At 41.7% G+C, this 14,722-nt stretch carries 10 protein-coding genes; 2 read left to right on the forward strand and 8 right to left on the reverse strand.

What is annotated here, in order from left to right:
* Nucleotides 1-126: 126 nt before the first annotated feature.
* The 3 genes from AB3N61_RS16620 to AB3N61_RS16630 form a co-directional block, all read right to left on the reverse strand.
* Nucleotides 127-1,578 carry an NAD-dependent succinate-semialdehyde dehydrogenase gene (locus AB3N61_RS16620; RefSeq protein ID WP_367898131.1) on the reverse strand — a complete coding sequence of 484 codons (1,452 nt, stop codon included), beginning with the start codon at nt 1,576-1,578 and terminating at the stop codon, nt 127-129.
* Between the two features lie 170 nt (nt 1,579-1,748).
* Nucleotides 1,749-2,732 (reverse strand): CPBP family intramembrane glutamic endopeptidase, encoded by a 984-nt coding sequence (locus tag AB3N61_RS16625; protein WP_020769167.1) that lies wholly within the window; start codon nt 2,730-2,732, stop codon nt 1,749-1,751.
* A 29-nt stretch (nt 2,733-2,761) separates the two neighbouring features.
* Entirely contained in the window at nt 2,762-4,465 is a 1,704-nt protein-coding gene (locus tag AB3N61_RS16630) for a GMC oxidoreductase (RefSeq protein ID WP_367898132.1), read from the reverse strand.
* Between the two features lie 118 nt (nt 4,466-4,583).
* Between AB3N61_RS16630 and AB3N61_RS16635 the strand changes: the two genes are divergently transcribed.
* Together AB3N61_RS16635 and AB3N61_RS16640 are read left to right on the forward strand one after the other, a co-directional pair.
* A complete protein-coding gene (locus tag AB3N61_RS16635) occupies nt 4,584-6,017 on the forward strand; it encodes a flavin-containing monooxygenase (RefSeq protein WP_367898133.1) in 1,434 nt (477 codons plus the stop codon).
* Nucleotides 5,998-7,029, forward strand: coding sequence for an alpha/beta hydrolase (locus AB3N61_RS16640; RefSeq protein ID WP_367898134.1), 1,032 nt, complete (start codon nt 5,998-6,000; stop codon nt 7,027-7,029). Before AB3N61_RS16635 ends, AB3N61_RS16640 begins: the two co-directional genes overlap by 20 nt.
* Before the next feature lie 39 nt (nt 7,030-7,068).
* Here the strand turns inward: AB3N61_RS16640 and AB3N61_RS16645 are convergent, their stop codons facing one another.
* From AB3N61_RS16645 to AB3N61_RS16665, 5 genes are all read right to left on the reverse strand, one after another.
* Nucleotides 7,069-7,425 (reverse strand): hypothetical protein, encoded by a 357-nt coding sequence (locus AB3N61_RS16645; RefSeq protein ID WP_367898135.1) that lies wholly within the window; start codon nt 7,423-7,425, stop codon nt 7,069-7,071.
* On the reverse strand, nt 7,415-9,343 hold the full coding sequence (locus AB3N61_RS16650; RefSeq protein ID WP_367898136.1) for a S8 family serine peptidase: 1,929 nt from the start codon (nt 9,341-9,343) through the stop codon (nt 7,415-7,417). Before AB3N61_RS16650 ends, AB3N61_RS16645 begins: the two co-directional genes overlap by 11 nt.
* Before the next feature lie 9 nt (nt 9,344-9,352).
* A complete protein-coding gene (locus AB3N61_RS16655; RefSeq protein ID WP_367898137.1) occupies nt 9,353-10,783 on the reverse strand; it encodes a choice-of-anchor D domain-containing protein in 1,431 nt (476 codons plus the stop codon).
* Between the two features lie 365 nt (nt 10,784-11,148).
* Nucleotides 11,149-11,691, reverse strand: a complete 543-nt coding sequence (locus AB3N61_RS16660) for a hypothetical protein (RefSeq protein ID WP_020769058.1) — start codon at nt 11,689-11,691, stop codon at nt 11,149-11,151.
* A 15-nt stretch (nt 11,692-11,706) separates the two neighbouring features.
* A complete protein-coding gene (locus tag AB3N61_RS16665; protein ID WP_052005210.1) occupies nt 11,707-14,586 on the reverse strand; it encodes a choice-of-anchor D domain-containing protein in 2,880 nt (959 codons plus the stop codon).
* Between the last annotated feature and the right edge of the window lie 136 nt (nt 14,587-14,722).

The following is a 14,722-nucleotide window of genomic DNA, read 5'->3' on the forward strand; positions in this document are numbered from 1 at the left end:
AGAAGGGCAGCCTAAGAAAATTGATCCGAATGACCCATCCGTCAAGGAAAATGCGAAAAGGAGTCCGAACTCAGAAGACGAAATTTTTTTTACAAAATTAACAGCTAGGATTCGAAGTTTCTACGACTAACCTTGCCCACCCCAACAGATATATTTTATTTCCTGATATTCTTCTATTCCATATTTGGAGCCTTCTCTTCCCATACCTGATTCTTTTACACCGCCAAAAGGTACCTGCTCGGTCGATAGAATGCCTTCGTTTACGGAAACCATTCCGGCTTCAAGAGCCTCGGAAATTCTCCAAATCCTGGCAGGGTCACTTGTATACACATAAGATGCCAAACCAACGTCGCTTGCGTTTGCAATCAATAAGGCTTCTTCTTCCGTTTTGAAACTTTTTATCGGTGCAAGGGGACCGAAGGTCTCCTCTTGAAAACATAACGACCTTTCGGAAACTCCCGAGAGAACGCTCGGTTCATAAAAGTTCCCGCCTAACGAATGAGGCTTTCCTCCGATAAGGAGTTTTCCTCCTTTTTCGATCGCATCTTGTAAATGAGAATCCACTTTTTTGACCGCTGCAGGATGAATCAACGGACCAATATTGATCCCTTCTTCAAAACCGTTCCCAACTTTAAATTTGGAAACTTCTTCCGCTAAACCGTGAGCAAATTCTTCTGCGATCTTTTCCTCTACCAAAAATCTGTTCGTACAAACACAGGTTTGTCCTGCATTACGAAATTTTGATATAATTCCTCCGCGTATCGCTTCCTTAATATTTGCATCGGCGAAAACTATAAAGGGTGCGTTTCCACCTAATTCCAAGGAAATTTTTTTTACCTGTTTTGCCGATTTTTCTAAAAGGATTTTCCCCACTCTAGTAGATCCTGTAAAACTGATCTTTCGAACGATCTTATTTTCTAAAAACTCATTTGCGATCGGTTCCGGCTGACCGGTAACAACTTGGAAAACCCCTGAGGGAATTCCGGCCTCCTCTGCAAGAACAGCTAACGCTATCGCGGAATAAGGAGTGAGTTCCGAAGGTTTCGAAACGACTACACATCCTGCCGCAAGCGCAGGACCAATTTTCCGAGTGATCATAGAAGAAGGAAAATTCCAGGGAGTTAGGATCCCGGTAACTCCGACGGGTTCTTTCCATGCCATCAATCGAACTTCTTTTCTATGAGTGGGAATCAAATCTCCGTATGTTCGTTTCGCTTCTTCCGAAAACCATTCCAAATACGAAGCTGCGTAATCGATCTCTCCTTTGGATTCGGCTAAGGGTTTCCCCTGTTCCCAGGTCATAATTTTTGCCAGGTCTTCTTTGTTCTGGATCATTAGATCCGCCCAATTCCGAAGAAGTCTGGCTCTTTGTTTTGGAATAGTCTTCGCCCATTCCTTTTGGGACTTCTCGGCAAATTCCAAAGCCCTCCTCACTTCCTCCCTAGGAAGCTCCGGCACTTCGCCTATTTTTTTTCCTGTCGCGGGATCGAATACGGGAAACGTTTGAGAGAAGGTTCTCCATTCTCCCGCATAAAAATTAGAATTTTTGAATAAACTAGGGCGATTGAGTTGGATCATATTTTTGCCTGAAGGAAGCTCTTTCTCCAAGCTTACATCTTTGATAAGAAGCTGAAAACCGAATTTTGCCCGCCAATGGCCTAGAATAGTTTAATGATCAAATCTTTGCTGAATGAAGGACTTTTCTAAACTAGGATCCGTTCGGCTCCCCATATTCCTTCGCCGTACTTTTATTCCATAAAGTATAAAAACTGTAATGTGGCGGCAAGTTCCATTGCCAGCGCTACCCCAATATGTATCAAAATCCCTGCATATACCGATTTAGTCCGGTAAGAGATCATCCCCAAGATAAATCCCCCGAAAAAGGAACCTAATGCTTCGTATTGAGGTTTCGTAAAATGTAGTAGACCGTACATGAATGACATGGCTAAAACTGCGGGTTTACTTCCCACTCTGGATGCCAGAGGAAAAACCATAAACCCTCGAAAAAAAGTTTCTAAAACCGCAAAGTCTGCCGCATAAGAAATTTCGAATAGAATGATCCATAAAGCGGGAGGATAGATCAAATAGCCGTCTGACATTCTTCCCGCAAATCGCGGATATACGGAAAGAAAAGAGAGAGAGAAGGAAGCAATCGCGATTATCGGAAGCATCAATCCCAATAAAAACAATACTTCCCCGAATTTCGGTGACTTATTTAGTCCTAAAAATCTTTCAGGAGAATTTTTGCGGAGAATGATCCAGATTAAAGGCAAAGCAACGTATGCGAGAATGGTTCCAACATAGTTCACCGTTAACATTGCAATTTCTACCGAAGAAGAAGGAACCCAATTGAAAAGTTCAGAGTCCCTGATCCTTGCAGAACAAACAATTGCTAGAACGATCACAAAACCTAAGATTAAAGGAATAGAAGGTCTGAATTCGTTTAGTTTTCCATAAAATGAAAGAGAGATCGGATAAATTACCAAGGCACCCGCAGCAAAAAATAAAAAGTAGAATAAACTTAATCCGACCTGATTGTCTTTTAATGCCTGGGTAAAAAGTGGCGCAAATCTAAAGGAGTAATTGTAAGACCAAAAGATTAAAAAAAGAAAGAACACTCCAGCAAAAGAGATCCAATCCCGTTTGGTTTGAAAAAAATCCTTTAAACTTTCTTTTAATAAGCCCAAAATTCTCTCCGGATCGAAGATACCCGATTCGGAGAGAATTTCCATTAACTAAGCCTGGGTCTATCTTTTTCGGATCAAATTTTTGGAAAGACCACAGATGTGATCCCGAATTTCCTTTCGAATTCGAAACTTGTGACGGACTTCTTATCTTTTGGAGGGATCAAGGACATCGCTCTTTCCGTCATAGCAGTGATCGAAAGAGAAGGGTTTACACCTAAATTTACGGGAATCATTGAACTATCACAAACCCTTAGATTCTTATAACCATAGACTTTATTTTCAAAATCGATCACACCTTCTTCGGGAGTTGAGCCCATTACACAACCGCCCATAATATGCCCGGTAATAGGTGCATTCAAAAGAACATCGTTTAAGGAACTTCTCGGAATACCTCCTATCTTTTTAGCGATCTTTCTTGCGGTTTGGTTTGCGATCGGAATATACGAAGGTACCTTGTCTCCCGAACTAATCGCAGAAGTCATGGACTTCTCGAAAGGCCAGGATATTCTTCTTTTTCGAACCAGCTTTACCTTACTGTCCAAGGTTTGCATGACTAAAAGAATAAGGGAATTTTTAGCAAAACCGAATGGCCAGGAAGCTTTCAAAAAATAGATAGGCTGAGTGAACATAGTAAAAAAATATTTAAGCGGTCTGGGAAAGAAACCTCCTCCGTCTGTCAACACACTCGCAAGCGTTCCAAAAAAGTCAGACCCTTTGGAATAACGGACCGGTTCTATATGAGTATGTTCATCCGGATGGATGGAGGAAGTGATCGCAACTCCCCTGGAAAAATCCACATCCTTTCCGAACTTGGTAACTCCTAAAACCGTTTCACTATTCGTGCGAACATCATCCCCCAAACAATGAGAAAGACGTTTCATATGTCCTGCTTCTCTCGAACGTAAAAGTAAACCGACAGTCCCCATCACTGCCGCAGAAAGAACGACGGACTTAGCCTTAAATTTTCTTTTAGGGGATCCGAACCAACCGGTGGTAGATCGAGTAGATAGTTGGTAACCGAATTCTCCGCTCGCATCCGGATCGGCTTCCCCTCTGTCGTTTAAAGGAACTATATCCGTTACCTTCGTTTCAGGAAGGACTTTCGCTCCTAACTTCTCCGCAAAAAATAGATAATTTTTATCTAATGTGTTTTTAGAATTAAAACGGCATCCTACCATACAACCTCCACAAAGATTGCAGGTAGTCCTTTCGGGGCCTTCTCCTAAGAAAAAAGGATCTTTTACAGTTTGCCCGGGATTTTCTCCGAAGAATACTCCGACTGGAGTAGCGGAGAACGTTTCCCCCCTTCCCATTTCATTTGCGATCTCTTTTAATATTGCATCCGATCCGTCTAAGTGAGGATTTTGAACTACTCCTAACATTTTGGAAGCTACTTTATAAAAAGGAAGCATCCCGTCTCTGCCCCCGATCTTTTTGTATGTAGGATGATTTAACGTTTTTTCTGAAGGAACGTAAAGTGTATTAGCGTATACTAACGATCCTCCTCCCACTCCAGCACCGCTGACTAGGAAAAAATCCTTTAAAAGATTCAATCTTTGTATCCCATAAAAACCCAATCTAGGCATCCATAAGTATTTATGAATGGACCAATTCGTTTTCGGAAATTCCTTTGCGGTCCATCTTTTGCCGGACTCGATCACCAAGACAGAATACCCTTTTTGGCTTAACCTCATAGCGGAAACACTTCCACCAAAACCGGAACCCACTATGATATAGTCGTAATCGAAATGAACGTTTGTTTTCTCTTCTGTCTTCATAAGTCCGACCTAAACATATCGAATTATTAACTCAATCCATTTTCGGGCTTGACTAAGCGTTCGAAAAACTTCTACTACTAATTCGTTTTATTACTCTAATAAAAAATCGGAGAACGATATGCAAGAGTTGCCGAAAGTCTGCGTTATTGGCGCAGGCTCTAGTGGAATCACCGTTTGTAAATCATTGCAAGACAAAGGAATACCCTACGACTGTTACGAAAGAGGAAGCGACGTAGGAGGTAACTGGAGATTTAAAAACGACAACGGTCTCAGCAATATTTATAAATCATTACACATTAATACTCATCGGGATAGAATGGAATACAGAGATTATCCTATGCCCGATTGGTATGCGGATTATCCGAACCATGAACCGATCCAAAAATATTTCTTAGATTATGTGGAGCACTTTGGTCTTCGTAAGCATATCAAATTCAAGAACGGCGTTGCGAAAGTTGAACCCCAAGACGACGGAACGTATTTAGTGACTAGCGAGAAGGGAGAAAAAATATTTTACGACGCAGTGATCGTCGCGAACGGACATCATTGGTCTCCGCGTTGGCCGGAGCCCGACTTTCCAGGTAAATTTAACGGAAAGATAATACATTCTCACGACTATGTGGACCCCGAACATCCCATCCAATTGGTAGGTAAAAGAGTTGTAGTCCTAGGTATGGGAAATAGTGCAATGGATATTTCCGTCGAGTTAAGCCGTCCGGGAGTCGCGAAAAAAGTTTTCTTAAGTTCCAGAAGGGGGGCTTGGGTAATCCCGAATTATCTTTTCGGAAAACCTTTGGATAAACAAACAGAGTTACTTCCACCCGGAACACCTTTTTGGTTAAAACAATTTCTATTCGGGACAATGCTAAAGATCGGCGTTGGAAAGATGGAAGATTTCGGACTTCCTAAACCGGACCACAAGCCGGGTGAAGCCCACCCTACGATCTCACAGGATATTTTAGTAAGGCTCGGAAGAGGGGATATCAAATACAAACCTGTGATCCAAGAATATAATGGAAACAAAGTAAAGTTTGCCGACGGTTCGGAGGAAGAGATCGATGCGATCATCTATTGTACCGGATATAACGTTAAGTTTCCATTCTTCAAACCTGAATTTATCTCCGCTCCTGAAAATCATCTTCCTTTGTTTCACAGAACTTTCAAACCTGATTTAAATAATATATTTTTTGTAGGATTGTATCAGCCTTTAGGAGCGATCATGCCTCTCGCGGAGTTCCAAGGAAAATGGCTGGCAGAATATCTGACCGGAAATTACAGCCTGCCTACGGTCCAAGAAATGGAAAAGCAGATCCAAGATTACGAAAAGAAAATGAAAAAAAGATACGTAACTTCTGCAAGACATACGATGCAGGTAGATTATGAGGACTTTCTGTATTATATGCAAAAAGAATTGAAAGCCGGTAAAAAGAGAGCCTCTAAAAGTTTGCGAACATTACCTGTTCCATCCAAAGCAAAGTATAAACAATCCGGTAAACAAAACTCAAACGGAAAATCGGAACCAAGGAAAAAAAGTGCTCTGGCAAAAGTTTGAGACTTTAGCGGCCAGAGCCTTACTTTCTCTTCCGAATTCAATACTCAGTGTCTTTGGAAAAGATATCAAAAGGGGAAGGACTTTGGATCCCAAGGTCCGAACCGCATTAATTTTAGCTAAAATAAAGCCGAAACCGGAAGATCTTCCACCGCTTAAGGCGAGAAAACTTTTCAAAAATATAATGGGTTTTTTTGATTTGGAAAAGGTAGACCTTCCCAGGATCGAAAATTTTTCCATCCCAGGAACAGGACCTAGGATTAAGGTTAGGTTATATTCTTCTAATATATCTAAGGACCTGGAACCATGTTTATTGTATTTTCACGGGGGTGGATTTGTGATCGGAGATCTGGAATCTCACGATCCGCCTCTGAGATACTTAGCAAAAACTTCCGGAAGGGCGATACTTGCAGTCGATTACAGATTAGGTCCCGAATATATGTATCCTTCTTCTTGGGAAGATGCGTATTCCGCTTATAAATGGGTAAGGGAAAATGGAAAGTCACTGGGAATTGATCCTAAAAGGATCGCAGTAGGCGGGGATTCTGCAGGTGGAAATTTAGCGATCTCCATTTCAACTCGAGCTAAAAAAGAAAAACTGACTCTTCCTCAATTCCAAATACTTATCTATCCCTGGATTGACCTAATCCAAGAAAGAAAAAGTGTGGACGAATTTGCAAACGGATACGCTCTTACTAGAGATCTACTTCGTTATTTCAAATATCATAGCGTGCCTAATTCTAAAGATTGGAAGGATCCAAGAGTCACACCTTTCCAACAAACGAATTTTTCTCATACACCTAAAACGTATATGTTGATCGCAGGATTTGATCCACTACAGGACGAGGGACTCGCATATGCGGACCTTCTTCAAAAAGCAAAAGTAAAATTGGAGATCAAAACTTATGAAACTTTGATCCACGGGTTTTTTAATTTAGGAAGAAGTATCCCTGAAGCCAAAAATGCTCTCGACCAAATCGCAAAATGGATACACGCAGGATTTTCCGAAAAATAACTGTATATTATTTTTATAAAGTATTTACTGAAACGATTTCTAAAAGGATTTATAGACTAAATTATGTTGTACCGATTCGACGAAGCCGGATTTGGAAGCCGCCGCTTTTAGAATACCAATGCCGGGATCGGACTTATACGTTACCTTATACATGTCTTCCATAATTGTTTCTATATTCAGGACCGTAGCATTAGGAACTAGTTCCTTAATCCTCTCCGAGCTAGTTCCGGAAGTTAGTTTGAAAATATATTCGTTTGGAACGATCCGCCCAGGCTTCACATATTTTCCTTTTTCAGAAGGAAGGTTCTTCGGAAATCCCTGCGAAAATATAGAAAGAGCGCCAAACGATATAAAAAGAAAGATCGAAATCGTCTTTAACAAAGATCTAAGGTACATCTATGCTCAAATCCATCGGCGCTTCCAAATTCCGAATCGCTCCGTCCCCATTCGCGGCCTTACCATACTTAGTAATGTTTTGTAAAGAACTGGTACTTGTACCGCCTGAGATTATAGCTTTTATCGTATCCGAATAAGTAAATTTAGGATTAAAGGATCTCAACAGAGCTGCAATTCCGGCCACATGAGGAGTAGCCATCGAGGTTCCGTTGATCGTATTATATTGGTTTATATTATCAATATCTAAAGTTATCAGATTAAATGCCGTTATGGCAACACCGGCCCGATTGATAGAAGAGTCCGAAATGAATTCATACCCGAAAGAACAATTCGATGAACCTACACAATTCGGGGCTGCAACCTCGAAATTTGAAATCAATTTTCCGTTCGTTTCTCCCGAAAGGCTTCCTACTTTATTAACCGAATTGAATATATCGAACTCGTTACCGGAAACGGACGTGTACATATTGATGCCATCAAATCCAGCCTCCGTATCCAAAAATAAATTCATTCTCGCGGTAACCGCATCTGCGCCCGAAAGGATTGTGATCGGAGCAAAAGTCAAAGCGTAAGTATTTGATGTATACCCGGAATTAGAAGTGCCTAGGATTGCGGTAGCACAACTAGTAGATAGATAAAGTACTGTCGGAGGACAATTTGTCGAGTTCCAATCTGTTCCTTGATAATTCGATTTTGTCCAACTAGCAAACGCTAAAGAAGAAGTAGCCTCTGCACCTGCCCAGGTACTACGAATATTCGTACCTGGAGCACCTATATCCACTCTCTTCTTGGAAGAATCATAATTGGAAAAACTTGCTAACTGGAACTTTTGGTCTAAAGCAGCCACACAAAGAATATTCGCTTCATCATACTCGCAAGGATAGGAATTGTCGGATTTGAGGTCGTTATCTTCATTTCCTGCGGCAACCACGAATAACGCGTCATATTTTCTGCCTGCATTTGCAATTGCAGAACGCATGGCAGAATCATAATCCGGACCGCCCAAACTCAAATTTAGGACCTTAGCTCCATTCCGTACCGCAAAGTTGATCCCCTTGATAATTGTAGCAGTGTCTCCGGAGCCTAACTGATCCAAAACTCGAACCGCCATAATTTTCGCAGTCCAACAAACTCCTGCAACTCCGGTCCCATTGTTTCCTTTGGCGCCGATCGTACCTGCCACGTGAGTTCCATGACCGTTTAAATCCATAGGATTCGAATCGTTATCCGCATAATCCCATCCGTTCGAACAAGAACCTAAAGAAACACCTTTATCCGAAACACAAGAAGCTGAGCTCCACATATTTTCGTTTAGATCGGTGTGATTATAATTCACTCCCGAATCGAGAATTGCGACAATAGTATTAGAACAATCCGTATTCACATCCCATGCACTCTCCATTCTCATATCGTCGCCGCTGGTACCTGGATTATTTGTAGGAGGACCCGAGTAAGAAGCAGTAGCAATAACCTGCCCTGTATTATTCATTCCCCACAACTGACCGTATATCGGATCGTTTGGAGATGTACTTGCATGATATAGATAGTTAGGCTGAACAAATTCCACATCGGGATGAGAAGAATACTCGGCTAATGCCTCTTCCACGGATTGTCCTTCTCTCAACTCTACTTGTGAAATTCCAGTCTCATCTAGATTGTTCAAAACTTTTCCATTAAAGGAACCGACTGCATAAGATTTAACGGAGTCACCTGCATTGTCCTTGAACTTCACTAAAATTTCCGAAGACTTGAATTTTCTTTTCGAATCCCTTTTATAATATTTTTTATTATCCGTATTTCCCGCAGGATCCAAAAGTTTGCTCCAATTCGGAGCTATATAAGTCTCCTTTTCAGCGAAAAGATAGCCGATAGAGAAGATCGAAAAAATAAGAGCGAATAATGTAAATTTATTCTTCATAATATTTCTTTAGTATCCTGGAGAACTTACTTTTGCCTGGATCGGCTTAGAGAATGGGGAACCCGTTGCATTAAATTGAGAAAAAGATTTTACTCTAATATACCATGTCCCAGCGGAACTCACCGTGATCGTTTTATAATTCGCAGTGTAAGGATCTCCTGCATACATAACATCTGTATCACAGGTTACCCCGGAATCTCCTTCCCCGCTAAAATCGGAACCTTTTTTATAACAAACTCTGTATGCCCCTGAGGCCATATGAACCGCATGTTCTTTAGAATGCGCCCAAGTTACGATAATGTCCCTTCTTCCTCCCGCCCCGGAAATATCCAGAACGGAACTGGAAGCATTTCCACCTTTTCCATTATTTGTATTCAAAGTAACTGTAGCCGATTTGGAACCTACACTAGTGGGACTGAACTGAATTACGAAAGTGATAGTAGCATTCGGCGCAAGACTCGTAACAGAAGGTTGAGTTACCGTAAATTCCCCCGGATCTGATCCACTTAAAGTAACAGGAGTAGGCGGAAAATCTACATTAGAACTTCCTAAATTACGGATCGTAATCGTTTTACTGGACGATATTACGCCAGGAAAAACACTTCCAAAAGAATAAGAGAATCCGGTACTACTAGTGATATCTCTGGAGATACTATTATTATCCGAATAAGTAACCGATATCTGAGGAACATTTCCGGAAGTTCCTACTCCGGAAAGTCCAAGAACATAACTCGCAATATTCGGATCATTACTATTTATTATAATCGAAGCGGAGAATGTCGAGACGGAAAGAGGGCTAAAAGAAATCGTAAATGTATACGTTTTTTTAGGAGAGATCGTAATTGGAGAACCGTTCTCGTCGAACGAGCTTGCATCCGTTCCGCTCAGAGAAATATTAGAAATTACTAAATCTTGCTCTCCGCTATTTTTAACCGTAATCGTTTTGGAAGAAGTTCCTCCGGAAGGAGCATAAAAATTGGTATGAGCATTCGGAATAAAATTAAAACTACCTTCCGAGATCTGGATTCCAGGAGCAGGAGCGTCGGTACCTGTCCCTTTCAAATAAAGAATATAAGTACCAATATTAGGATCGTCCGAATTGATGATCAAATATGCCGATTTTACACCTGCAGAGCTTGGCTGAAAACTGACTTGAAAAGAACTAGAATCCCCTTCCGCTAAACTTGTACTTGATGGTTGGGAATCGATTACATATTGAGAAGTATGAATTCCACTTTTGGATACCGAATCCGGATTTCCGGTCAGAGTAACGGTAAAGTTACCGTCATTCTCTATCACCAAAATATTAGAAGATGATGAACTAACTAAAACGGAACCTAATGAAAATGTGGAACCGGAAGAATATCTTTTTCCTTCCGAATCGGAAACGTGCAAACCTTTGATTCCCGAAGAAGAAGGGAAAATGGGAAATAATTTCATTCCACCACCGCCCCCTCCGCAATTCCATTGGGGAAGGGTACCTGCCAAAACACACAAGATAGAAATAAAACGATGATAACCTGAGCTCAATCTCGATTCCCTATTATGTTATGTTGGAATTCCTACAAGGGAAACCCAATATAAGATATGACTTTACTAACAAATGGAGACTACAATTCTCCCATTTCTATTGCCGAATGTTTAGAAAGGTACGTCCAGAAAAATACGTTCTTAAAATCAGGAAGAATTGGCAGAATAATGCCAAAAAACGATCAAAAATAGGAACTTATAAGCGGAAAATTATCTTTGAGAAAATAAAAAGGGCCGCACAGGCGACCCTTTTTATTTTTCATAAGAAGTGAACTTTATTTTTTGATCGGTTTATTCTTTCGTAAATTTTCTAGATCTGCTTCCGTTGGCTGACTAGTTTTTCTGAAATTTTCGAACCTTACTTTTTTCAAAGACTTAAGGACAGTATTTCCGATCTTCGTATCCGATTGGAATTTTTTCAAAAATGTCTCCACCTTCAACGGATCGGTCGAATAAAATCCATCTGTGTAACCTTTCACCGCAAATTTACGCAGCGAAGGATGTAGACTTTCTTGCTCTATCCGACTTCTTAAGAAGTTAGCCGAATCTTCCGTTTGATAATCTTTCAAAAGATAGATGGCTTTTTCTTTTACGTATATTCTAACTCCTGCTTCCTGAGAGATAGCGATCAGATATGGAACCGGATTGTTCGATATACGATCGATGCTTGCTTTCAGATCTGAGCTAGTCGAATGCCTAGTCAAAACTAAAGATTCCTTTATTTTAGAATATACATTGGAATCCAAATTTTGCGCTGCAATGGAGATTGGCAGCCCGAAGGCTACCAATCCGATCATTAAGAATGATTTTAACTTCATCTCTTTTTTCCTCTGTTAATAAGCCAGCGGGTTGAGTCTTAATAACCAACCTTGTTCGCCGGTAAGTTGTGTTTGAGAAGTAACTCCGTCACCTGCCCAGAACATTAGATTTGATGCTCCGGAATTGGTGAAGCCGGTACCGCTGCATTCACTTATGGATACCATTCCGTCAGTATTTGCATCGTTTGACTTATTACAGAATGGAGTATCGGACATAGCATCCTTATTGTATATCCCGAACGGCCAATTGCTTACGGAAGAAACAAGAGTGCTGTCAAATCCACCTCTCTCATTCGTATGGAACAATCCAAGGAAGTGACCCGCTTCATGAGCCATAGTGTCTCCCATGAACGTTAAGTCTGCGGCACTAAGTGCAGTTCCTGCAGTCCCGGATGTTCTATGAGGTTCTAAGAAGACAATCATACCTGCCTTTTTAGTTCCGACGACTCCCGGCAAACCTGGGATTCCGGATGCTATTCCTAATACACCACCTACTTCGCTTTCGCTCGCTGTAATGTAGATATTTAAACTATCCGCCGCCTGTGCACTTCCTGGATTCGTAACATACAACTTAGTAAGGGAACTGGCTACCGTTCCAGTATCGTCGCTTAGATCCGTTATATCTTGGAATTCAGCTGCACTAATGGACGTAGCGGAAAATTGAAGGTCTATCTTCACTGAGTTTTGACCATAGATATTAGTCATCCTATCAACAGCTTCCTGGACTCCAGCGACTGTATAAGTCGGGTAGGTTCCCTGAACGAAGATCAGATTTACCTTCATTTTCTTACGGTACGTCCATTCTTTGGAGAGTCCGCTGGAGCTTGTAGTTCCGGTAGTGGAGGTGAAAGACCTTTCTTCCAACAAGGATGGACTACAACTACGAACCACTCGGAAACTCGCATTCGCAGTAACAAAGCTTGTGAAAGAATCCAAAGCCACTAATGCTGTAGCGCTGGTGCTCGGTGAGAATGTCAACGAGCCTGTTCCAAAATCCTTATACAAGAATTCGGAAGTATTCCTGCCGTAAGGCCACATTCCGGAAATCGCAGTCGTTCCGATTCCGTCCCTGCCATAGAAACCGGTAGTTTCCGCAGAAGTCGCATAATAATATGCGTACATCAAGCTGCTCGATCCTGCACTCGCTTGGTCGGCATAGAAAAGAGCCGTCGGGAAGGCGGTTCCGGTCGTTAAGGAAATATTCGAACTTTCAAAAATACTTCCGAAGGTCGCATCATTAGTCGATTTTGTTCCGGTACTGATATCGAAACAAGGAGCAGTCGGCTCATTTCCGATCGCAGAAAGATTGATTACGTAACTGCTCTCATCCGAATCGTTATTTGCAATCGTCAAAGTCGCACTCTTCGTTCCCGTAGAAGTTGGAGAGAAGGTAACCGTGAAAGTAGAAGTTCCACTCGCTGCAACAGTTGCCGAAGGCTGAGAAGAAACGCTAAACATTGATGCGTCTGTTCCCCCAACAACCACTCGCGGGGTTCCGCTCAAGTTCAAGGTTGCCGTTCCAGTGTTCTCAACAGTAAACGTTGTAGTCGCACTAGTAGTTCCGATCCTGGTATCCGCGATGCCCGAATATGTTCCGGAGCTTGCAATATTTGTCGAACCTTGCTTCAAATTAATCTCGGGAACAGGCGTTGGAGTTCCGGTTCCAGTGATCGTGAAGTTATAAGGATTTTCATCCGAATCATTGTTTGCGATCGAAATAGACGCCGTTTTTGCACCTGTGGAAGTAGGAACAAATCGAACGGAGAAGGTTGTATTCGAAGAAGTAGCAACACTAGCAGTGCTTGGTTGAACAGTCACTTCGAATTGATCGGAATTGGTTCCGGTAATCTCCACGATTGGAGTTCCGGATAAGCTTAAAGAAGCAGTTCCTAAATTCTGGATCCTAAATTGGACCGCAGAACCCGCAACATTCTCTACTTGGCTTCCGAAATCGAAAGTACCGCTTCCATCCGCGATGTTTACGGAACCAGTGACTCTTTGTACGTTAATTTCTGGAACAGGAGTTGGAGTTCCGGTTCCGGAAAGACCGAACGTAAAATTCGGAGTACCTGCATCATCACTTGGGATAGTAATCGTAGCAGTTTTAGTCCCGGTAGAGGTCGGTGAGAATGTAACGGAAAATGTTGTGGAGCCGGAAACGGCAACGGAACTGTTAGTACCCGTAGTATCCAAACTATACTGGTCAGCATTTGTTCCAGTTAGAGTGATCGTACTTAAATTTAAAGCAGCATCCCCTAAATTGTTGATCGTAAAAGAAACCGCTGTTCCGCTCGTATTCTCTTGGACACTTGTAAAAGTATGAACGCTCGACCCACTGGTAAGAGTAGTGGATCCCCTTCTTACTTGGATATCCGGAGCAGGTGCAGGGTTTGCAGTTCCGCTAAGATTCAAAATAAAAGTAGGAGTATTCGGATCGTTAGATGCTATTTGCAATTGAGCCGATTTCGTTCCGGTTGGCGAAGATGGAGAAAAAGTCACAGTGAACTCGGTAGTTTCCCCAGGATCTAAAACATTATCAGTACCTGATTGATCTATCGTGAATTGCGCTGCTTCTGCCCCCGTTTTCGCAACGATCGGAGTATTAGTCAGATTTAAAGTTAACTCACCGTTATTTTGGATCGTAAAAACACGGGCAGTACTACTTTCCGTAATTTTTACACTTCCTAAATTTTCGGTGGAACCGTCAGATACGGACGTTACCGTACCACTTCCTCTGTAAACCCGAATAGTAGGATCAGGATTTGGAGGTTCTACAGTTTCGCCAGGCGGCAAAAACAAAGGCCCCTTTCCTCCACCCTTCGGACAATTTACAAAGGAGAAAAGAATAACAAGAGTTAGAATACTCTTGAGAAAAAATGTCGTAAACCGTTTCATATCGGAACTTTTCGACCTCTCTATTTCCAAATTAAATAGCACCAAAACCCCGACGGGGTTAAAATGCCTTCTTCCTACGTTAGTAAAAACTGTATACAACTCAGACAAAAGTTCCAAAAAAATTATCGAATTTGTA

Source organism: Leptospira sp. WS58.C1 (assembly GCF_040833995.1).
GTDB classification, from domain to species: Bacteria; Spirochaetota; Leptospiria; order Leptospirales; family Leptospiraceae; genus Leptospira_B; species Leptospira_B cinconiae.